This window comes from Sphingobium subterraneum (assembly GCF_014199435.1).
GTDB classification, from domain to species: Bacteria; Pseudomonadota; Alphaproteobacteria; order Sphingomonadales; family Sphingomonadaceae; genus Sphingobium; species Sphingobium subterraneum.
The window spans coordinates 1,185,678-1,206,277 of record NZ_JACIJP010000001.1; the positions used below are offsets into that span (position 1 = coordinate 1,185,678).

At 62.1% G+C, this 20,600-nt stretch carries 22 protein-coding genes; 6 read left to right on the forward strand and 16 right to left on the reverse strand.

The genetic code is table 11. The features are described from left to right. Positions 1–193: 193 nt before the first annotated feature. Positions 194–514, reverse strand: coding sequence for a 2Fe-2S iron-sulfur cluster-binding protein (locus tag FHS92_RS05705; protein ID WP_184078280.1), 321 nt, complete (start codon positions 512–514; stop codon positions 194–196). A 22-nt stretch (positions 515–536) separates the two neighbouring features. After that, positions 537–1,766 (reverse strand): FAD-dependent oxidoreductase, encoded by a 1,230-nt coding sequence (locus FHS92_RS05710; RefSeq protein WP_184078282.1) that lies wholly within the window; start codon positions 1,764–1,766, stop codon positions 537–539. Between the two features lie 211 nt (positions 1,767–1,977). Between FHS92_RS05710 and FHS92_RS05715 the strand changes: the two genes are divergently transcribed. Further along, complete coding sequence (locus FHS92_RS05715; RefSeq protein WP_184078284.1) at positions 1,978–2,586, forward strand: hypothetical protein; 609 nt, start codon at positions 1,978–1,980, stop codon at positions 2,584–2,586. A gap of 89 nt (positions 2,587–2,675) precedes the next feature. Here FHS92_RS05715 and FHS92_RS05720 read toward each other — a convergent pair whose 3' ends face one another. The 8 genes from FHS92_RS05720 to FHS92_RS05755 all read right to left on the reverse strand — a co-directional run bounded on the left by FHS92_RS05720 (position 2,676) and on the right by FHS92_RS05755 (position 9,884). Beyond that, a complete protein-coding gene (locus FHS92_RS05720) occupies positions 2,676–3,104 on the reverse strand; it encodes a GlcG/HbpS family heme-binding protein (protein ID WP_184078286.1) in 429 nt (142 codons plus the stop codon). Positions 3,105–3,327: 223 nt separating this feature from the next. Next, positions 3,328–4,098 (reverse strand): SDR family NAD(P)-dependent oxidoreductase, encoded by a 771-nt coding sequence (locus FHS92_RS05725; RefSeq protein ID WP_184078288.1) that lies wholly within the window; start codon positions 4,096–4,098, stop codon positions 3,328–3,330. A 25-nt stretch (positions 4,099–4,123) separates the two neighbouring features. Then, positions 4,124–5,224 carry an NAD(P)/FAD-dependent oxidoreductase gene (locus tag FHS92_RS05730; RefSeq protein WP_184078290.1) on the reverse strand — a complete coding sequence of 367 codons (1,101 nt, stop codon included), beginning with the start codon at positions 5,222–5,224 and terminating at the stop codon, positions 4,124–4,126. Beyond that, complete coding sequence (locus tag FHS92_RS05735) at positions 5,221–6,618, reverse strand: FAD/NAD(P)-dependent oxidoreductase (RefSeq protein ID WP_184078292.1); 1,398 nt, start codon at positions 6,616–6,618, stop codon at positions 5,221–5,223. The genes FHS92_RS05730 and FHS92_RS05735 overlap by 4 nt, the downstream gene beginning before the upstream one ends. Next, positions 6,615–6,896: a (2Fe-2S)-binding protein gene (locus FHS92_RS05740; RefSeq protein WP_184078294.1), complete on the reverse strand. Its 282-nt coding sequence runs from the start codon at positions 6,894–6,896 to the stop codon at positions 6,615–6,617. The genes FHS92_RS05735 and FHS92_RS05740 overlap by 4 nt, the downstream gene beginning before the upstream one ends. A gap of 2 nt (positions 6,897–6,898) precedes the next feature. Beyond that, a complete protein-coding gene (locus FHS92_RS05745) occupies positions 6,899–7,801 on the reverse strand; it encodes a dihydrodipicolinate synthase family protein (protein ID WP_184078296.1) in 903 nt (300 codons plus the stop codon). Beyond that, a complete protein-coding gene (locus tag FHS92_RS05750) occupies positions 7,798–8,721 on the reverse strand; it encodes an SMP-30/gluconolactonase/LRE family protein (RefSeq protein ID WP_221230891.1) in 924 nt (307 codons plus the stop codon). The genes FHS92_RS05745 and FHS92_RS05750 overlap by 4 nt, the downstream gene beginning before the upstream one ends. Next, the gene (locus tag FHS92_RS05755) at positions 8,718–9,884 is read right to left on the reverse strand and encodes a CaiB/BaiF CoA transferase family protein (RefSeq protein ID WP_221230892.1); all 1,167 of its coding nucleotides are present in this window, start codon (positions 9,882–9,884) and stop codon (positions 8,718–8,720) included. The genes FHS92_RS05750 and FHS92_RS05755 overlap by 4 nt, the downstream gene beginning before the upstream one ends. A 206-nt stretch (positions 9,885–10,090) precedes the next feature. Here FHS92_RS05755 and FHS92_RS05760 point away from each other — a divergent pair, with 206 nt between their 5' ends. Continuing rightward, on the forward strand, positions 10,091–11,437 hold the full coding sequence (locus FHS92_RS05760; RefSeq protein ID WP_184078300.1) for an aspartate aminotransferase family protein: 1,347 nt from the start codon (positions 10,091–10,093) through the stop codon (positions 11,435–11,437). A gap of 9 nt (positions 11,438–11,446) precedes the next feature. Further along, positions 11,447–12,340, forward strand: a complete 894-nt coding sequence (locus tag FHS92_RS05765; RefSeq protein ID WP_184078302.1) for a beta-keto acid cleavage family enzyme — start codon at positions 11,447–11,449, stop codon at positions 12,338–12,340. A gap of 69 nt (positions 12,341–12,409) precedes the next feature. Here FHS92_RS05765 and FHS92_RS05770 read toward each other — a convergent pair whose 3' ends face one another. Together FHS92_RS05770 and FHS92_RS05775 are read right to left on the reverse strand one after the other, a co-directional pair. After that, the gene (locus FHS92_RS05770; RefSeq protein ID WP_184078304.1) at positions 12,410–13,408 is read right to left on the reverse strand and encodes an ornithine cyclodeaminase family protein; all 999 of its coding nucleotides are present in this window, start codon (positions 13,406–13,408) and stop codon (positions 12,410–12,412) included. Next, positions 13,408–14,376 (reverse strand): pyridoxal-phosphate dependent enzyme, encoded by a 969-nt coding sequence (locus FHS92_RS05775; RefSeq protein ID WP_246351771.1) that lies wholly within the window; start codon positions 14,374–14,376, stop codon positions 13,408–13,410. Before FHS92_RS05775 ends, FHS92_RS05770 begins: the two co-directional genes overlap by 1 nt. A gap of 135 nt (positions 14,377–14,511) precedes the next feature. Here FHS92_RS05775 and FHS92_RS05780 point away from each other — a divergent pair, with 135 nt between their 5' ends. The 3 genes from FHS92_RS05780 (at position 14,512) to FHS92_RS05790 (ending at position 17,992) form a co-directional block, all read left to right on the forward strand. Next, positions 14,512–15,558, forward strand: a complete 1,047-nt coding sequence (locus FHS92_RS05780) for a GlxA family transcriptional regulator (protein WP_246351772.1) — start codon at positions 14,512–14,514, stop codon at positions 15,556–15,558. 146 nt (positions 15,559–15,704) lie between these two features. Beyond that, a complete protein-coding gene (locus FHS92_RS05785) occupies positions 15,705–16,592 on the forward strand; it encodes a DJ-1/PfpI family protein (protein WP_184078306.1) in 888 nt (295 codons plus the stop codon). Continuing rightward, positions 16,589–17,992: a M20/M25/M40 family metallo-hydrolase gene (locus FHS92_RS05790; protein ID WP_184078308.1), complete on the forward strand. Its 1,404-nt coding sequence runs from the start codon at positions 16,589–16,591 to the stop codon at positions 17,990–17,992. Before FHS92_RS05785 ends, FHS92_RS05790 begins: the two co-directional genes overlap by 4 nt. A gap of 12 nt (positions 17,993–18,004) precedes the next feature. On the opposite strand, the gene FHS92_RS05795 is transcribed toward FHS92_RS05790, so the two are convergent. Genes FHS92_RS05795 through FHS92_RS05810 form a run of 4 tightly spaced genes read right to left on the reverse strand, consistent with a single transcriptional unit; the run spans position 18,005 to position 20,423 of the window. Next, positions 18,005–18,508 carry a DUF6644 family protein gene (locus FHS92_RS05795; RefSeq protein WP_184078310.1) on the reverse strand — a complete coding sequence of 168 codons (504 nt, stop codon included), beginning with the start codon at positions 18,506–18,508 and terminating at the stop codon, positions 18,005–18,007. Between the two features lie 18 nt (positions 18,509–18,526). Beyond that, entirely contained in the window at positions 18,527–19,009 is a 483-nt protein-coding gene (locus FHS92_RS05800; RefSeq protein WP_221230893.1) for a DUF6644 family protein, read from the reverse strand. A gap of 60 nt (positions 19,010–19,069) precedes the next feature. Beyond that, the gene (locus FHS92_RS05805; RefSeq protein ID WP_184078320.1) at positions 19,070–19,444 is read right to left on the reverse strand and encodes a DUF6152 family protein; all 375 of its coding nucleotides are present in this window, start codon (positions 19,442–19,444) and stop codon (positions 19,070–19,072) included. Positions 19,445–19,460: 16 nt separating this feature from the next. After that, positions 19,461–20,423 (reverse strand): hypothetical protein, encoded by a 963-nt coding sequence (locus FHS92_RS05810; protein ID WP_184078322.1) that lies wholly within the window; start codon positions 20,421–20,423, stop codon positions 19,461–19,463. Positions 20,424–20,600 lie beyond the last annotated feature (177 nt).

The window sequence follows — 20,600 nt, forward strand, 5'->3', positions numbered from 1 at the left end:
ATGCGGCTTTCGTCCGATCGAGACTTCAATAAGTCATGATATTTCCGCGGTATTTTCGATAATCGATGCCTCTCTTAATAAAAATATTATCGTTTCTCTTATAATACAACGAACTACAATGTAATCATATCTTACGCTGGTGCATTTACTTATAAAAACATGCTATCAGTTCGCTGACGTGCATTATGAAATATCAGTGTTGGCTTTCCGGAAGCCTGACAATCAAGCCGTCCAGCGTATCGGTAACCTTGATCTGGCAGGCCAGGCGCGAGTTCGGCTCAACATTTTCGGCGAACTCGAGCATCGCCTCCTCCATGCTCGTCGGCACACCCGCACGCTGGACCCAGGCTTCGTCCACATAGACATGACAGGTCGCGCAGGCGCAGGCGCCGCCGCAATCACCATCGATGCCCGGCACATTGTTTTTCACGGCACCTTCCATCACCGAATAGCCCGGCTTGACGTCAATGACGTGCTCGCTTCCATCGTACTCCACATAAACAACTTTTGTCATAGGACTCCTTGCTGCATCCCCTTCAGGCGCCGACATCTTTCATCGAAACGGCGGGATTGGAAAGCCTCTCACGCGCAATCGGTCGCTGCGCGGCGATCAATTGCCTGCCCATCATAAACTCCGGTGGCGCATTGATGGCCTCGACCGCTTGCACGCGTCCGCCGCGAAGGTGAAAGACCGCAAACCCCGCCGCCGCCGGATCGCCACGGATCAAAATCTCATCGGTATCGAACGCGACGCCCGCCATCTGCAGCTTCAGATCATATTGATCCGACCAGTTCCACGTCACCTCGTGCGGAGGAGTCGGACGCCCTGCAATCGCGCAGGCAGCCTGCTTGGCTTGTTCGAGCACGTTCGCCACGCTTTCCAGCCGGTGCATGCGATCATAAACGGCAAGCGGTCTCTGCGTCACATCCCCAATGGCGAAAATCGACGGGTCGGATGTGCGCGCATCACCATCCACGATCACGCCGTCCCGGCACGGTATCCCGGCATTGCGAGCGAGGTCGTCATTGGGGATGGCGCCAACGCCAACCAGAACGATATCGGCATCGATCAGTCGCCCATCCGCCAGCCGCACCCCGGTGACGCGACCGGCCTCCCCCTCGAACGCGGCCACGCTGGCGTTCAGTTCGAAGATGACGCCGCGAGCGCGGTGATAGTTTTGCAAGAATGTCGACAATGCTTCACAGGCAACGCGCGCCAGCACCCGATCCTGCAGTTCAACAACGACCGCTTCGGCACCGAGTGCCCGCGCGGAAGCGGCGGCCTCCAGCCCGATATATCCCCCACCGACGACAGCAAGACGCTTGCCCTTGCCGAGCTTTGATTTGAGTTGTTCGGCGTCAGCGATGCTCCGCAGCGCTTGGACACCGTCGAGCGCAACACCCGGTATGGCCAGTTGCCGCGCCCGAGAACCCGTCGCGAGGATGAGCGTATCATACGCAATCTCCTCCCCGTCATTCAGGTGGACGCGCTTTGCATCGCGATCGATCCGCACGGCGCGCACGCCCAGCTTCAGCGCAATCTCGTTTTCCCTGTAGAAATCCGAAGCCTTCAACATGAGATCGTCGGCGTCCACTTCGCCTTTTAGCCAGGCCTTGGACAATGGCGGCCGCTGGTAGGGTGCGATCGTTTCCTCGCCGACGATGGTAATCGGTTCTGTCAAACCATATTGGCGCAGCAGGGCCGCGACCGTACCGCCAGCGTGCCCGGCGCCGACCACAACCACAGGGTTTCGCGGCGCGCTCACGCTCTTCTCGCTTTGCTCGAGCAACTTGCCACTTGGCCCGGCCGCGCCGGTCGGTGAAAGCTTACAAAGCAATACGCAATAGGATAATGTTTAATATTCATGAGCTTGTGCTGGAATGTTGCCTTACTCGTCACCCAGAAACGACTGGGGAGCGAGCATCTGACTATCTTCGCCGGACGGTATGTGTCCAATTTATTATGCAGATATATATATGCGGATTGCGCATGATGAGCTACCTGATGCGGATATCCTTTTGGCGGCATCAGCGACGTTGCGATGCGCTCTCCGCATGGTGGGTTGCCCACAATGCATTGGACACATCCATAAAAAGGGCCTTGATTTCCTGTTCGATCAACCGAAGAACGCTGCGGGGAAACCAATGAGCGACATCGAGACAGCAACTCCGGCCGGACGCGGCTATTATACCTCGATCACCGATCCGAAATTCACATGGCACAAGCGCGGCTTGAATGCCCGCATCGCGCTGCTGCCGGTCGGTGAAGACGGCGACAAGGATGCGCCTTTGGTCGGCATCGTATGGGTCAACGTAGGACCGGCGGACAGACTGCGGGGGCGGCATATGCATCCCGGTGACGCCATCAACCTGGTTGTCGATGGGGCCATGTATATGGATGGAACCTGGCTCCAGCCTGGCCAAGCCAAGATCGTACCTGCGGAAAAGAATTACGGCGATGCGATCGCGTCGGCAAATGGCTGCATATTTCTGGAGATCTTCGAAAATCACGGGGCCGCAGTGCCGATTTTCGATGATCCGAAAAATCAGGAATATTTCAACGAGGTCCACGGCCAATACTTATAATGACGCGGGGTTGACAGTTGCGGGTCCCAGAATGCGCCGCGCTATTGAGGGGTGTATCTCTGCCCGCGGCAAGCCCTCCTCGATGGCCGCTATGCCCGCGCTTTCAATCCCGCTGCCAGAATGGCGGTGGACGCGCACAGCTCGTCGTTGTCACTGGTATCGCCTGTTATGCCGACCGCGCCGATGGCCGCTCCCGCGTCATTGATGATAATCAGCCCGCCAGCGGCGGCGATCACCGGGTGCGGGGCACCAGCGGCAAACGATCCCACGAACCACGGACGCTCAATGGCCATATCGGCAACCTTGCGCGAGGACACACCCAGCGACAAGGCGGCCGCCGCCTTTCCCAGCGCGATTTGCAGGCGACCAAACGACGCGCCATCCTGGCGCTGGAAGGCAATCACATGCCCTCCGGCATCCACAACCACGACGCTGAGCGGTGCAAGCGACAGACCGCTCGCCTTCTTGAAGGCCTCAGCGATGACGCGATTGGCCAGTTCCAGTGTGAGTTGTGTCATGAGGCTCCACCCTAGATTGCGTTGAAGATGACTGCCTATGTCACATATGGCATATCATGACTAGACGCAAAGAACAGGGGCGGCGTAGGTTGTCCCGGGCCACGCCGGAACAACGGAATGTTCGCCCGATTCTCGAACGATTTTCAGTCAGCCAACGCCACTGACCGCAACGAAATTGGAGCATGCGACGCCTGACGAGCGTGTCCGTTCGGACTAAACCGCGCTAAAAGCGACCGGCATCGACCTTCAGCCGGTCGCCGGTGATCGACGCCGAGGCATCACTGGCCAGGAAGAGTGCCGCTTCAGCGACTTCCTCGGGCGATACCCAACGTTGCAGCGCGGCGACGCTGGTGTAGTTTTCCCAGATGATCTGCTCAGGTGGCTTGCCTTCGGCTTCCGACCGGCGAGCGATCACCCGGTCCATCAGTTCCCCACTGATGGCGCCCGGACACAGTGCGTTGACGCGAACGCCATCGGGACCGACTTCGCGGGCAAGCGCCTCGGTAATGCCGATGATCGCGAATTTCGTGGCGCAATAGGCGGTGCGCATCGGATAGCCCTTCAGGCCCATCAGCGACGACATGTTGACGATCGATCCCGATTTCTGCGCGCTCATGATCCGGGCGGCGGCGCGCATGCAATAGAGGGCGCCGAACAGGTTCAGCTCAATGCAGTCGCGCCATTCGCCCATGTCGACCGAGGTCAGCGGGCTTACCGGACCGCTGGCACCGGCGTTATTGATCAGGATATCGATCCGTCCGAACCGTTTTTGCGTGTCCGCAAACAGGGCGTCGACCTGCGCTTCCTGCGTTACATCGCACAGCTGTACATAACCGCCGAACGGCTCCACTGTCTGCTGGAGCGCGGCGGCGGTTCGCCCCGCAACGACAACCTCGGCGCCTTCCTGCGCGAACAGTTGCGCAATCGCGCGCCCTATCCCCGTGCCGCCGCCGGTCACGATCGCCGTTTTCCCCGCCAGTCTCGATGATGTCATTGCGTTGCTCCAGAAATATATGTGGTCACTGCACGGCGGCCGCCAGCAGCCTCGCCGGGTCGAACAGGGGCATTTCAGGTTCCCGCCCCGCGATCAGATCGCCCATCAGGCGCCCGATATAAGGACCGATCGTATAGCCGCCCCGCACGCAGCCGAGCACATAGGCGCCCTCGACTCCCGGCAGCGGTCCGGCAAGGGGATAGAAATCCGCAACGTTGACTTCAAAGCCTGTCCAGCACCGCACCACCCGCAGCCTTGCGAGCGCGGGCAGCACGAACTGAGCGAGTTGCAGATTGGGGATGATGGTTTCGGGGTCGACCTCGCTCGCGCCGGTTCGCTCATCGATCCGGCCCTGCCATCCCCCGCCGATCAGCACCGTTCCGTTGCCCTTTTGCTTGAGCGTCAGAAGGCCCGTGACGTGCCCGATGACCGGATCGACCAGCCGGGGCGCCCGCTCGGTCACCGATACGCTGTTGACCCGCACCCGCACGGGAATGTGCACCCCAAACATCGCCATGGCCGGTTCGAGGCCCGCTCCACAGGCCAGCAGGATACGCGTTCCATGCACCTCTTCGTCGGCAATGCGCGCTTGGAACCCGCCTTTGGCGCGCGCCAGGAGCGGCGCATCCGCGCCCTCGATGATCGTGACACCGGCCTCGCGCAAGGCAGCGCGATAGTAAGTGCCCGTCAGGCTGGAGTTGGCATAGCCATCCTCCGCACACCAGCTCGCCAATTTCACCCGTTCGCACAGGTTTGGCGCTTTTTCCCGGACTTCCGCTTGCGACAGGAAGTGGATCGGCGCGCCCGCCTCACGCTTGGCGGTCATCCGTTCGCGCAGCTGTTCCGCCTCGACGTCGGTAAAGGCCAGAGTGAGCCCGCCGGTTTTCGCAAAGCCGACCTGCTCACCCGCCTCCTCCCAGATCCGGTGGCCCGCCAGGGCATAGGGCATCAGCTTCACCCGCTTGATCTGGAGCGAAAGCGTCCCCGCATTGACGCCGGACGCGCCGCCGCCGATCGACGCCCGCTCGATCATCGCCACGCGCATGCCATGCTGGGCGGCACGGATCGCGGACGCGCATCCCATGATGCCGCCACCGATCACGATCAGGTCAAAGTGCGCCGTCATAGCGGCGCCGGCTCGCGAAAGGGAATGTCCTCATAGGCGAAATCGCCCATGAGCGTGCCGACCGGCACCGGGCGCAGCGGCGGACGCGCGGTTCCGGGCGCTATGCGCGACACATCGACCTGCTCGTGCGCGGCGATGATCTTAGCCACCGACGGAACGCAATAGCGGCCTCCGCACGGCCCCATGCCGCAACGGGTGGCGGCCTTGACCGCATTGACCGTGACAGCCCCGGCAGCCACCGCCCGCTCCAATTCGTCATGAGAGACCGACTCGCACCGGCAGATCATTTCTGAACCCGTGAGCGGCACGCGCACCCCGGCCACGGTGAGCCCCGTCATGGCCGCGCCAAACCGCGAAACGCGCTGGCCGTACCGGGACAGGCGCTGCGTTTCCGCTTCGAAACGGGCTTCGTCCATTTTGCCCAGATCCCACGCCGCCGCCAGCGCCGCGATCCGCCCCTGCACCGGAGCTGCGGCGGCGCCCATCACGCCCGCGCCATCCCCGCAGGCGTAAATACGATCCAAGCTGGTGCGCCGATGGGCGTCGGCGCGGACGTGCCACCCGCCCAGCGCCGCGTCGAAATCATGGTCGGCGTGCAGCAGCCGGGTCATTTCCGTCGCGGGCATCAGCCCATCGCCATAGCAGAGCGCGTCGCAGGCGATGCTGTGGGCCGAAGAGCTGGCGTTCTCCCCAACGGCCGCGACCGACACCGCTTGCACCTCGTCATCGCCGTTGACTGCGACGATCCTGCTGTTGAAATGGATCGGCGTTCCTCGCTTGAGCAGCGAGAGAGCCCAACCCGCGCCTTCCATGCCCAGCTTGGGGTTGGTCATCGCCGCAGGCAGGCAGGACAACCAGTCCGATGGCCCGTTCCGGTCGACGATCGCCGCCACTTGGCCCCCGCCTGCGATGATCTTCGCGGCCACGAACAGCAGCAGCGGCCCGCAACCCGCGACCACGACATTCCGGCCGGGGAGCACCCCCTCGCTCTTGAGGAGAATGGTCGCGGCCGCCAGTCCGACAACACCCGGCGTCGTCCATCCCGGCACTGGCGTCACCCGTTCGCTGGCTCCGGTCGCAAGGATCAGCGCATCGGCCGTGAAAGTCATGTTGCCGTCGGGTCCAGTGCAGCGCACCGTCCGGTCCGGCTGGACATGCCAACAGCGGTGCGAAAACGCTGTCCGGACGCCGCTCGCCGCCAGACGGGCGCGCATCTCTGCGCCCGGTCCAGCATCGATGCCCACACCGTTCCAGCGATAGACCTGCCCGCCCGCCCGCTCCTGCTCATCGATCAGAAGCACGGACAAGCGTTTGGCGTCCGCCTGTACGGCAGCGGCGACACCCGCCGGACCGCCGCCGATCACGATCACATCGAAATGCGGTTGCTCAGTCATGGCCGGGACACAATTTTCAAGCCGTCGCTGACCGTCCGGCGACAGGCCTCCACGACCTGACCGTCGATTTCGACGACGCATTCCTGACACAGGCCCATCATACAGAACGGACCTCGTGCACCTCCGTTATTGGGAGCGGTGCGCAACCGGCGTATCCCCGCCGCCCACAGGGCTGCCGCAATGCTCTCGCCCTCCAGCGCATCGACGGGGCGGCCGTCGAACAGGATCGTGACCTTCGCCCGGCCCTGCGCAAATCCCGCTATCCGCAGATCAGCCATGCCTACCGCAGCCCGAGTTCGCCAAGACGCTTTTCAATCGCCTGCAACGCTGGTCCGGCGATCGGCAGGACAGGATCACGCGGAATGCCCGCAGGCCAGCCCAGCAGGTTGAGCGCCGCCTTGAACGAGGACGGCCACGTTCCGGTACCCATCAGCAGTTCATAGAGCGCGGTCAGCTGGAAATGCAGGTGCGCGCTCTCGGCCGATGGCGCCTGCCGCGCGATCGCGGTGATCTCTCCCGCTTTCGCGCCGAGAAGTTCCGGGCCGGTCGCGATGAAACCCGCTGCGCCCAGGGCGATGCCGGGCAGGATATAATGGCTTGGCCCGACCATGATGGCCATGCGCTCGGCAAACTGCTCGATCAGGTGGGTGAGATGGAAAAAGTCGCGATGCGACTCCTTGATGCCGATGACCGGCACGCATCCCATGATCGCGTCGATGTCCGCCAGACTGAGTTCGATCTGGGTCCGGCGAGGCGAATTATACAGGATCACCGGAATGTCGGTCGCGTCCGAAAGACGCGAAAAGCGCGCCACCAGTTCTTCGCGCGTTGCCTTGATGACATAGGTCTGCGGCATGGCGAGCACGGCCGCAGCACCTGCCGCGTCGGCGGCCTTGGCATAAGCGATCGTCTGCTGCGCGCTGGGCGCGCTCACGCCCGTGATAATCGGCACGCGTCCGGCCGCCGCCTCCACCGCAAGACGCGTCAGGTGAGCCCGTTCATCGATCGAAAGATTCCAGCTCTCTCCATTGTCGCCCGCCACGCAAATGCCCGTCGCGCCGCATGCGATCAGACGCTCGACCAGCGTCTTGAAATCGGCATCGACAATCGAGCCATCCGCCGCAAAGGGAGTAACGACGGCGGGAACAAAGCCGTGGAGGGTGGATCGGTCGAGACGGGTCATAGGGGTCTTTCTGTGGTGTCGGTTTGGGGAAGGAGTGAAGCGATGTCGGCGCTGTAGATCGAGCCGGATTGCGCCTCGACGATGAACAGCTGCCGCCCATCCTGGGAAAAGCGGACCGCCGTGGTCCACGTGCCGCCCGGCGTCGCGATGTGCGCTACCTTGTCGCCAAGGGAATCGAACACATAAGCGCGTCCGGCCTGCGCCTGCGCCGCGGCAAGCAGACCGCGCGGGTGAACGGCAAGACCATCCGGTCCCAGCCCGCCGGAAAGCTGGATATGAACCCCAGCCATGGGGGGCGTTTCCGGCCCCTGCGTCATCAGCCGCCAGATCGTGTTCGAACGCGTGAGCGACAGGTAAAGCAGGCGCCCATCGGGAGACAGCGCGACGCTGTTCGGATAAGGCAGGTTGGCGAGGACCGTTACCGCTTCGCTCGCCCCGGCGTCGACCTTGAGCAGGCGGCCATAGGGATTGGACAGGCTGCTGCGCCCCGGCTCGGTGAGCCACACGGTGCCGTCGTCGGCCACCACCAGATCCGCAATGCCCTGCAACGGTGCACCATCGGCCTTTGTCACGAGCGTCTCCGGTGGATTCGGCCCACCGTTCCACGTCAGCAGCCCATTCCTGTAATCCGCTATCAGCAGATCGCCAGAACCGTCAAACGCAAGACCATGAGGCTCGCCGTCATATTCGAGCGCAAGCGTCCACTCTCCCTGCGGCGAAACCGTAAAGATCCGTCCATAGGGAACATCGGCCAGCCACAGCACGCCATCGCGGTCGAACGCCGGGCCTTCGAGAAACGAGTGCAGGCGCTGGCCTGGTCGCGTCATCTGCACCCAGGCGTTCGGCGACCCTTTATAATGCAGCGCCTCTGGAAGTCGGGAGAAGAGCTGTGCCTCTACCATCGATACCGGCGCGCTCATGGTATCGCGCCTTCGCTGCGCAGCGATGCAATTTCGCTCTCGTCAAAGCCATGCTCGCGCAAGATCGCTTCGCCATGCTCCCCTACGCGCGGCGGCGGTGCGGTGATCGTCGGGCCGTCCCGCTCCAGGGTGAAGGGGCTGAGCGGAACGGTGACATCGCCCGCGTGCGTCCGCAGGGCTTTGAGGAAATGCGGCCGTGCCAGCGCCGGGTCGGCCAACGCCTCGTCCAGAGTTCGGACCCGCTGAGCCGGTATACCGACGCCATTGAGGCGCGCTTCCCATTCCGATGCGGTCTCCGTGGCAAATATTGTGGTCAGCCGCTCGCGCATCGCAGGCGAGGATTTCCAGACATCGTCCCACCCTTCAACAACGAACTCGGCCTCGCCCAGAGAACGCCACAGCGTCCGGACCTGTTCAGGAGTGAACGCGCCCAGCATCAACTGGCCATCCGCCGTGTCATAAGTCCCGAGCCCCGCCTCCGAGGGCACGGTCCTGCGCGCGCCCTCGAAAAGGTGAGCGGCGATCTCCGGCGCCATCAGCGCCAGCGCGCAATCGAACATCGCGCATTGCACATGCTGCCCCACCCCGCTCGCCGCGCGCTCGTGGAGTGCTGCCGAAATAGCGAAGGCTGCTGACATGCCGGTAAAATAATCGATCATCGACGCGCCCGTCTTGACCGGCGGGCCGGACTTCCCGGTCTGGGCCATATTGCCGCTGGCGGCCTGTATCACATTGTCATAGGCCTTGAGGGATTGGGCAGAGCCCGCTCCGCCGCCAAAGCCGTTGATCGAGCAATGGATAAGGCGCGGATTCCGCTTCATGAGCAGGTCGGCGCTCAGATCGAGCGTATCCATCACGCCGGGGCTGTAATTCTCGACCACGACATCCGCGCGTTCGGCAAGACGGAGGAAGGCCTCCCGCCCGACCTTTGTCTTCAGGTCGAGCGCCAGCGCCCGCTTGTTGGCTGCCTGCACCATATAATTCAAGCCGCGCCCCTCGGCCGCCAAATCGATGGACGGTCCGCGTCCCCGTGCGCAATCCGGATCGGTCGGGTTTTCCACCTTGATAACGTCAGCGCCGAGCAGTGCGAACTGGTAGGTGGCGTAAGGACCCGCAAGGACGTGCGTCAAATCCAGGATCATCACATTTTTAAACGGTAACATCGTGTTGGATGCCCTCGAAGATCTGCCGGTTTTGACAATCAACAGTATTTGTCGGCGCAATGCACGCCCTTTGCGCAGACCTCGGGCGTCCACCCCCTGTCCGAGGGCGTTCTGCCGGTTCGTCTATTCGGGCGTATAAAAGAACTTGTTTTTTATGGCAACATCTGTTTTAGATGAAAAACAATTTCAAATTTTAAGGGGGCCGTGTGTCTTCGGTTCTGCATCGGAATCTCAACCTCAATCTACCCATGGCCGTGCGAGGGGAAGGGGTTTATCTTTATGACGCCGCCGGCAAGGAATATCTCGATGCCTCCGGCGGCGCCGCCGTGTCCTGCCTCGGGCATGGGCATCCGGATATGGTCGACGCGCTGTGCGACCAGATTCGCTCCCTCGAGTTCGCGCATACATCCTATTTTACGTCCCGACCGGCTGAGGATCTTGCTGAAAAGCTGATCTCGCTCGCTCCCGAAGGGTTCGGGCGCGGCAAGGCAGCGTTCGTCGGCAGCGGATCGGAAGCCAATGAAGTCGCGATGAAGCTCGCCCGGCAATATCATGTCGAGCGCAACGACCATAAGCGTCATCGCTTCATGGCCCGGCGCATGAGCTACCACGGTAACAGCATAGGCGCGCTCGGCGCGGGCGGACATACGCAGCGCCGCGCGATCTACGAACCGATGCTGATCGACAATCTGCTGATTTCGTCCTGCTATTATTATCGCGAGGGCCGCCCCGGTGAAAGCGAGCAAGACTATTGCACGCGTTTGCTGGACGAATTTGTCCAGACCATTGAGGCAGCCGGTCCGGAAACAATCGCCGCCCTGATGGTCGAGCCGATATCGGGGGCAACATTGGGTTCGCTTGCGGCGGTGCCAGGCTATTTCAAGGGCATACGCGCGATTTGCGACCAATATGGCATCTTGTTGATTGCTGACGAAGTGATGTGCGGCATGGGCCGCTGCGGCGATTATTTCGTGTCCGCACAGGAAGGAATCACGCCCGATATCATCACCATCGCCAAGGGTCTGGGGGCAGGCTACCAGCCGATCGGCGCCGCCATGGCGAGCGAGAAAGTCATTTCGGCCCTGTACGACGGATCGGGAATGCTTTCCAACGGGCATACCTATATGGGGCATTCGGTCGCGTGCGCCGCGGCGAAGTCCGTCCTCGACATCATGGAACGCAACGACCTGCTCGGCAATGTCCGACGGCTGGGCGCGGAGCTGGAAGCAAAGCTGCGCACGGCCTTCGGGGACCATCCCCATGTGGGTGACATTCGTGGCCGTGGGCTTTTCTGGACCCTGGAACTGGTTGAAAACCGGGAAACGAAGCAGCCCTTCCCTGTCGAGAAAAACATCGCGGGGCGGATCAAGCACGTCGCGCAGCAAAACGGTCTCATCTGCTACCCGTCGCAAGGATGCATCAACGGCGAGGCGGGCGATCATGTGCTCGTGGCCCCTCCCTTCATTTCCACGTCGGACCACCTGACGGAACTCGTGGACAAGTTGCAGACGTCCATGGACGGCGTGCTCTCGTCTTTCGCGGCCGCGGCGTAGGCGGCACTCATGGGACGTCCCACCATCCTGACCTGTGCCGTCACAGGCAATATCACCCGCCGCGACCAGCATCCCGGCCTGCCCGTTACTCCGAAGGAAATTGCCGAGGCGGCCATCGCCGCCGGCAAGGCGGGCGCCGCGATCGCGCACATCCATGCGCGCGACCCGGAGACCGGCAAGGGAACGCGCGAAGTCAAATATTTCGACGAAATCGTTGATCGTATTCGCCAGTCGGGCAGCGACATCATCCTGAACCTGACGACCGGCGAAGGCGGGCGCTATGTTCCTGGCGCAGACGATCCGGCGGTGGCAGGCGAAGGCACCACGTTGGTCCACCCTGCCCTGCGCATCGCCCATGTTATCAAGCACCGGCCGGAAATCTGCACGCTCGATCTCAATACGATGTTTTCGGGCAGCGCCGTCGTCATCAACACGCCCGACAATGTCGAACTGATGGCAAATGCGATACTGGCGGCGGGCGTCAAACCGGAGCTTGAACTGTTCGACAGCGGCGACGTGGCGCTGGCGAAAGTGCTGATCAAAAAGGGCGTTCTTCCGTCCAAGCCGATGATCCAGCTCGTCCTGGGTGTGCGGTACGGCGCTCAGGCGGATCCGGCGACATTGTTCTTCCTGCAGTCGCAATTGCCGGAGGGCTCGATCTGGGCGGCGTTCGGCATTGGTCGTGCGTCCTACCCCATGCTCGCGCAGGCGTGGCTGCTTGGCGGGCATGTCCGGATCGGCATGGAGGACACGCTGCACATCAGCGCGGGAAAGCTGACCCGCGACAATGCCCAACTCGTGGAGAAAGGCGTTTCGCTCGTGGAAAATCTGGGCGGGACGATCGTCACACCGGACGAAGCGCGCCAGATCCTCGATCTTCCCGCGCGACATCCGGCTCTCTAGGGAACGCCCGCCCCGCGGCGGGGTGGGTCGATCACAGCGAAAAGGTAGGTCTGCGCGCCAGAGCAAGTGTCAGAGGGCAGCCTTCTGACCCAGGTCTCTGGCGCACGCCGCCTCATAAATGCGCTGCGACGTTGTCAGATCCTGCGCGGATACACCCAGCGATTTGTAAATGGTGATGTCCCGGTCATCGGTCCGGCCGGGGCATAGTCCCAGATGCACATCGCCGATTTCCCCCAGAATGTGATCAAGCGTTACAACCCCTGCGGCGATGGCGCGCTTCAGCTCACCGGCCTGCGCTTCGGCCGAAGGGCGATAATCGACAAAATAGCGCGCCTGCGCCACACCGTCCGCGTCGATCTCACTCTTCGCGGGAATGCTCGATCCGACCAGGTTCACATGGGTGCCCGGAGCGATCCAACGGCCTTCGATGATCGGGTCGGTGGCAGCGGTCACGGAACAGACGACATCCGCTTCGCGCACCGCTTCCTCGACTGTCTCGCAGACCGTCACCGTCGCACGGGTGGCCGGCGCCACGGCATCGCGGAATTGGGTCGCGGCCTCCCTGCTTCGGCCCCAGATGAAAATCCGGGTGGGGCGGTGAACCAGTTCAAGCGCCTCGAAATGCCCGTGCGCCTGCTCCCCCGTTCCCAGAATGGCAAGGCTTGTGGCATCCGGCCGTGCGAGCACCCGGCTGGCCGCTGCCGTTGCTGCAGGTGTCCGCAGCGCGGTAATGGCTGCCGCGTCGAGCAGCGCACGAAGCTGACCGGTCTCGACGTCATAGAGAAGCACGACACCTGTGTGGGACGACAGGCCTCGTTTGGGATTTTCCGGCACCAGACAGATCAGCTTGGTGCCCCACACTTGGGGCGATTCGATATAGCCCGGCATGATCCCGAGGTGGGAATCGCTGCCCGGAACCGGCATGATCATACGCAGTGGCATTTCGATGCGCCGCCGCGACACCGTTTCCATCGTTTCCTTCATCAGGTCGATGCATTCCGACATCGGCAATGCAGAAGCGATAGCCGCCTTGTCGAGAACGCGAAATTCGCCGCTCTTGTCAGACATCACGGCGTGTTTCCCTGCAGGATCGAAATCAGGTGGTTGGCATCAAGATGACCGCCCGAAACCACGCACACGACCGGACCCGGAAAATCCCCCGCAAGCGCCGCCGCGACGGGAGCGCCCCCCGCACCTTCGGCGATGACATGGGCTTCCTTGGCCATCATCCGGATCGCATCGGCAGTCTGCTCCAGGGTCACGACGGCCGTACCCGCGATATATTTCCGGGCAAGCGGCCACATGTCGGCGAGGATCTGCGGCCCGCCCATCCCGGTGATAAAGGTGTTGGGATCGAAATCGACCTTCACCGGCTCGCCCGCGGCGAAGGATGCGGTCAGCGGCGCCCCAGCCTCCGTTTCGGCGGCGATTACCTTCGTGCCTGTCCCGGCGGCGGCGAACGCGAGGCCGAGGCCGGTAGACAGCCCACCCCCGCCATAGGGCGCAATGACCGTCGCCACATCCGGCAGGCGATCAAGGATCTCGAGCGCGATCGTTCCGTTGCCCGCCAGTCCTTCGGGTTCCTTGACCGGATGGATGAAGTTCGGATCATCATTGGGTTGCGAAAGCATCGCCCACCACTCTTCGAACGGCAGCGAAATCACCTTGGAACCCATGCGGGCCAGCGCCGCTATCTTACTTTTAGCTGCGAAATCCGGTACATAGGTCGTGACCTCGATCCCCAGCGCCTTGCCCGCAAAGGCGAGGCCCTGCGCAAAATTCCCCGCGCTGGCCGTCGACACTCCGCCCTTCAATCGATCCTTCCGGGCTACCAGCGCATTGGCGGCGCAGCGGATCTTGAACGAACCAACCGGTTGCAGATTTTCCAGTTTCAGGAAGATGTCGTTGCGCCTCCCGCCTTCCAGCCGAATAAGCGGCGTCTCGATCGCAATGCCCGCCAGGCGACTTTTGGCTTCGGTGAACACGCTCAGCGGAAAATCATTCAGGTTCGCGGTCGTGCCGGATAAGGTCATCATTTTCTCGTTTTGGCTGAGAGGAGGCAAAGAGCGGGCTGATCGAATACGCCATCCAACGAACCACGCGTCGGTTAAAAATTTTATATAAGAACCTTTTGTTTGTCTATAAAATATTTTACGCTTGGCACAGACAGGATGGGTATTTTTCAGTCCGGGACCTTCGCCGCCATGCCGCCCTCCCCCACGTTATCCTCCCCCATCGCGATCTCCCGCAAGCGCATGGTCCTGCTGGCCTTCGATGGCGTGAACCTCCTCGATCTTGTGGGACCGCTGGAAGCGTTGCAAGCCTGTGAAGACACTCGCGCTGCGCCCACCCGATACGAGACCATCATGGCATCCCTGTCCGGCGGACCCATTCTGACATCGTCCGGCGTGCCGATCATTACGGTGCGGCTGAGCGATATCGAAGACCGCGCGATCGATACGATCCTGCTCGGTGGGGGAAGCCGGGATGGCCGACCGATCGTGCCGCCCGATCTCGTCGAATGGATCGCGGGCTGGCACGATCGCGCCCGCCGTATCGGTTCCATCTGCGCGGGCGCCTTTATCCTCGCCGCAGCGGGTCTGCTTGAGGATCGGCGGGCCACGACCCACTGGCAATGGGCGAAGCAGCTCCAGGCCGAACACCCGAACGTCCGCGTCGAACCCGACTCCCTCTTCATCCAGGACGGACCGATTTGGACCTCGGCCGGAGTCACCGCAGGCATCGACCTTACCCTCGCGTTGATTGAGCAGGACTACGGCTATCGCGTCGCCATCGAAGCCGCCCGCCGTCTGGTGGTGTTCATGAAACGCTCCGGCGGTCAGGCCCAGTTTTCCGCGCCGTTGCAGTTTCAGAGCCGAATGGATGGCTCCTTCTCCGACCTTCATGCCTGGATCCGGAACAATCTGACTGCGGATCTTAGGGTCGAAAAGCTCGCTATCCAGGCGGGTATGTCGGTCCGCTCGTTCAGCCGCATCTATGTGGACCGGATCGGGCACACGCCCGCCAAAACCGTCGAATCCATTCGCTTCGAGGCGGCGTGCGGGTTGCTGGAAAGCAGGGAAATTCCCCTCAAGCAGGTCGCCGCGCTCGCCGGATTTGGGGACGAACAAAATCTCCGCCGGGTTTTCCTGCGGCGGCTCGCACTCACGCCTGCGGACTATCGCACACGGTTTGGCGCGCATGTCCGTGCCGAATGATCGCCCGGTTGGCCGCTGGCGCGTCGAAATGCCCGCACCCGATCGGCCGGATTTGAAGGGTCTTTGGCATTTCCGCATCGCCGTGAAGCCTCTAGCAATCAGATCCATCACATCCGCCCATTAGCGGCATAGCGAAGGAGCCGACCATGACGTTCGAAAGCGCCCACCCAACCGGGCATACGGCAGGACGCCGACATTTCCTTCAATCCGCCGTCGCGCTGGGAATGGGCGGGTATATGATGGCACAGGCCCCCGCTTCCGCCGCATCCGGTCCAGCAACGCAGCCGAAGATCGTGCCGCCAGGTACGTTGGGCATTGCGGGCCGAGGACCGGACCGGCTGAAAATCGCCATGCTCGTATTTCCCAAAATGGTGATGCAGGATCTCATCGGTCCGTTGACCGTCTTCAACCAGATCGGCGCGGAGATTCATCTGGTCTGGAAAAGCCTGGATCCGGTCAGCACGGAAGTGGGGATTCCGGTGACACCGTCCACCCGGTTCGAAGACTGCCCCGACGCACTCGATGTCCTCTTTTCGCCGGGCGGTCTGGAAGGGACGATCGACGCGATGCAGGATCCGGATGTTATCGCGTTCCTGCGGCATCAGGGCCAGACCGCGCGATACGTCACCAGCGACTGCACAGGCTCGCTCATCCTCGGCGCTGCAGGTCTGCTGGAAGGTTACAAGGCCGCAAGCCATTGGACGGTGCGCGATCAGCTGTCCCATTTCGGCGCAATTCCCATGGCGAACCGGGTCGTGCAGGATCGCAACCGGCTAACCGGGGGCGGCGTTACCGCGGGTATCGATTTCGGCCTCACGCTTGCGGCGCTCCTGCGCGGACAGGAACGCGCCGAATCGATACAGCTCACCATCGAATATGCGCCGGAACCGCCGTTCAACGCGGGTCGCCCCGAAACCGCGCCACCCGCCGTCTATCAAGGTGTGAAAAGCAGGCGCACACCCGTGGTGGAACGCGCCCGCGCGGTGTCCGCCCGCATCGGGTCGGACCTGGCGAAGGCAAAAGTGGCAGGATGAAGCAGGCGATACGCGCAGCTGCGCCCCTCACCCTCTTCCTCGCTTCCATGGCCTGGCCGGGTGCAGCCATCGCCGGGCCAGACACCGCGCTGTCCATCGATCATTTGCGCGAAAAGGCGCTCACGGATTCCACGGCCTGGAAACTCGTAGAGCAACTGACGACCCTGTTCGGCGCGCGTCCCGCCGGATCACCGAGTGAACAGGCCGCTGCGCTCTGGGGTGCGGCCACATTGCGCGACATGGGCTTTGCCCATGCCGCGGCAGAGCCGTTCGCGCTCGAGACGTGGGAACCAGGCACCTATTTCGCGACCATCGTGGCGCCAAACCCCCAGCAGCTCGTCGTGACGCCCTTGGGCGGCACGACCGGTGCGTCTGTAGAGGCCTTCGCGGCTGTGTTTCCAACCTACGCCGCCTTCAAGGCGGCTACGCCTGAGGCATTGGCCGGCAAAATCGCCGTTGTGCTGGAAGCCATCCCCCGCACGCAGGATGGGAGCGGGTACAGCCGGGCCATCGCCATCCGCATGAACGGCGCACGCGAAGCGGCCGAGCGCGGCGCAGTCGGGTATCTGATGCGCGGACTCGGCACCCAGAAAGAGCGCACCGCTAACGGGGGAGCCGCTCGTCCCGAAAAGACGCCCTTCCCGGCTTTTGCCCTTGCCCCGCCCGATGCAGAGCAACTCGGGCGTCTGGCCAGGCTGGGACCAGTCAGGCTCCGGCTGTCATCCAGCGCGGGCTGGACAGGCAAAAGCCGCTCGCACAATGTTGTGGCGGAAATCGATGGGCGCGATCCCGCCGCCAAGGCGATCCTCGTCAGTGCGCATCTCGATAGCTGGGAACAGGGAACAGGTGCGGTTGACGATGGCTTCGGCATCGCCGTCGTCACCGCTGCGGCCAAGTTAGTCCGGGATTTGCCCGTCAGGCCACGCCGCACCATCCGTATCGTCTGGTTTGGCGCCGAAGAGGTCAGCCAGCCGGAACCCGTCAACACCTTCGCGGGCGCACGCGCCTATGCCGCCCGCCATGCGACGGCCACCCCCCCGCTTGCCCTTGTTGCGGAGAGCGATGGAGGCGCGGGCCGGGTACTCAGGCTTGCCATCGGCGCGCCGGAGAATGGCGATCTCGTGGTGCGCCTGCGTTCGGCGCTATCGCCGCTTGGCGTCAGCGTCCTGGCCGAAGCGCCCCGGGCAGGCGGACCCGACATCAGCGTGCTTCAGGCAACGGGCATTCCCGCCTTCCGCCTGTTTCAGGATGCATCCAGCCAGTTCGACACCCACCACAACGCAAACGACGTGCTGAGCGCCATCGATCCGGCTGCACTCTCGCAGAATGTCGCGGCGTGGGCCGTCTCGCTATGGCTTATCGCGGATAGCGAGGACCCGGATCCGGCGGCGCCCCGTTGAGGGCGGACGCGTTCATTCGATAAAGGCGATCCAGCGTCCACAGACCACGATCAGGACCCAGCTCGCCAACGAGACGGCACCAGCCATGCGCGCAGCAAAGGGCGGAACGACATCCAGATCCCACCCGGCCACATTCTTGTAAGTCATGCGGTGAAAAATCGCGATGTTGATCCCAGCGATGATCAGCAGCGCAAATTTGAGCTGCAGGGCGGGGTTTTCCACATAGGTCACCGCATCGGATATGAACATCAACAGCCCTGTTATGACCGCAAGGCCAAACCCCGTGTAGGTGAACGGCAGCGTCTCTTCCGTCAGTCGGGTGATCGGCCGATGCCGGAACGAAGCATTCAGCAAGCGCAGGTCAACCACAGCGATCGTGCCGACCACGATGGTCAGGCCGATGACATGCGCCACTTCCAGCGCGGGGAAAAACCAGCTCGACTCCGCAATGGTCGTGCCAAGGCTACTGGCCGACAGCTTTTCGGCGATGGCGAGAATAAAGTCCGGAGGTGTCATTCTTTTCTCCCTCCCCAATCAGCTGTACGCTGAGTAGGCGATCCAACGCCCGCAAAAGATGATGAACAACAGCAACCCGAAAATCGCGAGCAACGGTGCTGTTACGATCGGCCCGGGCGTGTCGTTCGCGCCCACCTCCGCGATCTTTCTGCGCAGCGGCAACGTGATCACGATGACGACGAGTAACGCCAGCATCTTGTACTGGAAAAACGGATTGGTGATGGACCGCTCCGGCTCGGCGATGATCTGCAGGCAGCCGGTGACGAGCAGGAGAAGAAGCCCGTACCAGACCCAGGGCAGGAACCGCCGTTCAAGGGTCAGCATCGACTGGTTGGCGGCGAACACCCCCAACGCCCGCGCGCACAGGAACAGATAGGCGGACAGAACCGCGGCGATCGACAGAATGTGGATACTTTGGCTCAGCGGCACAAGCCAGCTCACGTTCTTGAAAGTTTCACTGAGCGAGGTCGTGCTTATCCATGTCGCAAATTCAGCGAGCATCGTTCATCCTCTGTTTGCCGGTTGCCTGGACCGCCCTCGCGGGCGGCCAGGACGCAGTTCTTACTTCACTTCCTGACCGAAGGTTTTGCCTGCGGCATTCTTCAGGATGTTGACCGACAGATGCTTGGACCCGTCGCGCTTGGGAAAGCCGGTAATGGTCAGCGGCTGTCCGACTACGAAGTCGCTCTTGACCCACCCTTCCCGACGCCAGTCGATCGGGCTGGGGCCGCTGAACTCCCACTGCTCAACCTTGCCGCCGCGTTTGACGTCCATGCCAAGCCGGATGTGCGGATTGCGAAATTCAACCTCGGTCAGCGTGCCTGTCAGCGTCAGCTTCTTTTTGTCGTCATAATCCGCGAAGCTGTGATGCGCGATGGCCGCGATGGGCACCAGAAGCGATGAGAATGCCGAGAGTGCGATCAATATCTTCTTCATGTTGGTCCTCGCTCCGTTACTTGGCAGGGGCCGGGGCTGCGGCCTTGGTGTAGCCCAGCTCCTTGATCAGTTCGCCGGCCAGGCATTCATATTCCGGCACGGTGGTGGTCAGCGGCTTGCGCGAAAAGCTGCGCCGGTTCACCCAGGGCTTCGTGAAAACGACTGGGTCGACCATCGTGATTTCCCATTCGATGCGATCCTTGGTCAGGAAACGCACCCGCTCGATGATCTTGAGCTTGTCGCTGTGCTCGATACCGGTAATCTGGATGAGCTTGCCCGCGGGCACATCGATCAGGCCGGTCTCGGACACCAGTGTTTCACCATCCCACTTGCCGATCGATACGCCGTTGAACGAGGGCGTGTAGTCATCCTCACTCGGCATTGCGCGCCCGTCGAGATAAATGCGCCGCATCTGGCTCTTATATTCATGCAGCGTAACGAGCTTATCCTTGGTCTGGATCAGCTCCATCGGAAACGGGTTCGCCATCAGGCGCGGCATGCCCGGCGGGTCGCAGTCATACTGACGGTTATAGCCCTCTTTGGCGACGCGCTCCTTAAACGCCTTGTACCGGGCGGCATATTCATCGTTGAACGGCGGCGGATTGAGGCTGTCGTCATAGCCCGGATGCGATCCGCTGTGATGCTTGGGCGTGGGGTCGCTGAACAGGATGCCCTGATCCTGCAACCACATACCGCTGAAATCCGGATGGCCATCGATCCGGGGCACGCTGGTCGGCGCGGCGGTCGGGACCTGTTCCTTGGCCAGAGAATAGCGCACCACTTCACTGTACGGGATGCCATTGGCCAGCGGCTCCCCGGCGGGCTTGCCAGCGGGAGCTGCCGCACCGGCAGACTGCGCGGGGGCGGCGGGAGGCGCTTCCGCAGTCACCGCACCAGCAAGGCTGATGGCCGACACTCCGAGGCACAGCAATGCACCCTTGAACCATAGGGACCGATGGCCGTTTTTCGTATCCTTCATCGCTTCATCAATCCTTTTCAAATGATTCTTGACGCCCTGTTGGTTTCATATATCAACAGAAAAATCAATTTCCAAACGGAATAACCTTGCAACATCGCCTTGAAACGGTTGATGAACATTGTTACAAGTTTTTTATATAAACACAACGTTCTTATATCAAAAGTTTTGAGGTGAATT

Coding starts and splice junctions, on each gene's coding strand:
- FHS92_RS05705 (WP_184078280.1), bottom strand. CDS start 514: ATGACAAAAGTTGTTTATGTGGAGTACGATGGAAGCGAGCACGTCATT.
- FHS92_RS05715 (WP_184078284.1), top strand. CDS start 1,978: ATGCGGATTGCGCATGATGAGCTACCTGATGCGGATATCCTTTTGGCG.
- FHS92_RS05720 (WP_184078286.1), bottom strand. CDS start 3,104: ATGACACAACTCACACTGGAACTGGCCAATCGCGTCATCGCTGAGGCC.
- FHS92_RS05725 (WP_184078288.1), bottom strand. CDS start 4,098: ATGACATCATCGAGACTGGCGGGGAAAACGGCGATCGTGACCGGCGGC.
- FHS92_RS05730 (WP_184078290.1), bottom strand. CDS start 5,224: ATGACGGCGCACTTTGACCTGATCGTGATCGGTGGCGGCATCATGGGA.
- FHS92_RS05735 (WP_184078292.1), bottom strand. CDS start 6,618: ATGACTGAGCAACCGCATTTCGATGTGATCGTGATCGGCGGCGGTCCG.
- FHS92_RS05740 (WP_184078294.1), bottom strand. CDS start 6,896: ATGGCTGATCTGCGGATAGCGGGATTTGCGCAGGGCCGGGCGAAGGTC.
- FHS92_RS05745 (WP_184078296.1), bottom strand. CDS start 7,801: ATGACCCGTCTCGACCGATCCACCCTCCACGGCTTTGTTCCCGCCGTC.
- FHS92_RS05750 (WP_221230891.1), bottom strand. CDS start 8,721: ATGAGCGCGCCGGTATCGATGGTAGAGGCACAGCTCTTCTCCCGACTT.
- FHS92_RS05755 (WP_221230892.1), bottom strand. CDS start 9,884: ATGTTACCGTTTAAAAATGTGATGATCCTGGATTTGACGCACGTCCTT.
- FHS92_RS05765 (WP_184078302.1), top strand. CDS start 11,447: ATGGGACGTCCCACCATCCTGACCTGTGCCGTCACAGGCAATATCACC.
- FHS92_RS05770 (WP_184078304.1), bottom strand. CDS start 13,408: ATGTCTGACAAGAGCGGCGAATTTCGCGTTCTCGACAAGGCGGCTATC.
- FHS92_RS05775 (WP_246351771.1), bottom strand. CDS start 14,376: ATGATGACCTTATCCGGCACGACCGCGAACCTGAATGATTTTCCGCTG.
- FHS92_RS05780 (WP_246351772.1), top strand. CDS start 14,512: ATGGGTATTTTTCAGTCCGGGACCTTCGCCGCCATGCCGCCCTCCCCC.
- FHS92_RS05785 (WP_184078306.1), top strand. CDS start 15,705: ATGACGTTCGAAAGCGCCCACCCAACCGGGCATACGGCAGGACGCCGA.
- FHS92_RS05790 (WP_184078308.1), top strand. CDS start 16,589: ATGAAGCAGGCGATACGCGCAGCTGCGCCCCTCACCCTCTTCCTCGCT.
- FHS92_RS05795 (WP_184078310.1), bottom strand. CDS start 18,508: ATGACACCTCCGGACTTTATTCTCGCCATCGCCGAAAAGCTGTCGGCC.
- FHS92_RS05800 (WP_221230893.1), bottom strand. CDS start 19,009: ATGCTCGCTGAATTTGCGACATGGATAAGCACGACCTCGCTCAGTGAA.
- FHS92_RS05805 (WP_184078320.1), bottom strand. CDS start 19,444: ATGAAGAAGATATTGATCGCACTCTCGGCATTCTCATCGCTTCTGGTG.
- FHS92_RS05810 (WP_184078322.1), bottom strand. CDS start 20,423: ATGAAGGATACGAAAAACGGCCATCGGTCCCTATGGTTCAAGGGTGCA.